Source organism: Chryseobacterium sp. SIMBA_029, from assembly GCF_046535275.1.
Taxonomy (GTDB): domain Bacteria; phylum Bacteroidota; class Bacteroidia; order Flavobacteriales; family Weeksellaceae; genus Chryseobacterium.
The window spans coordinates 1-304 of record NZ_JAWRXA010000164.1 but is presented as its reverse complement, the minus strand read 5'-3'; the positions used below and the strand labels follow the sequence as shown (position 1 = coordinate 304).

1 protein-coding gene is annotated in these 304 nt (G+C 66.1%); it reads left to right on the top strand.

Annotation, left to right across the window (positions count from 1 at the left end; all coding sequences use genetic code 11):
- The first annotated feature begins 10 nt into the window (after positions 1-10).
- A complete protein-coding gene (locus tag SB679_RS23650; RefSeq protein WP_410704705.1) occupies positions 11-166 on the top strand; it encodes a cyclic pyranopterin monophosphate synthase MoaC in 156 nt (51 codons plus the stop codon).
- The last annotated feature ends 138 nt before the right edge of the window (positions 167-304 follow it).

Genomic DNA, 304 nt, shown 5'->3' with positions numbered 1-304 from the left:
GCTGACGGCAGTGTCCGTTGCCGCGCTCAGCATCTACGACATGATCAAAGCCGTGGACAAGCATGCCGTTTTGACCGACATTCTGGTCCTCGCCAAGAGTGGCGGAAAGAGCGGCGATTGGTCGCTGGACGCCGAGCAGCCCGCGTCACCCGAGCCCCGCTCATGAACGCCTGCGAGCCGCACCACGGGCCGCGGAAGGCCGGCGTCGTGATTGCCTCCACCCGCGCGGCGGCGGGCCTTTACCCGGACGAGACCGGTCCGGTCATCCAGGATTGGCTCACCGAACACGGCTTTACCACGTTCC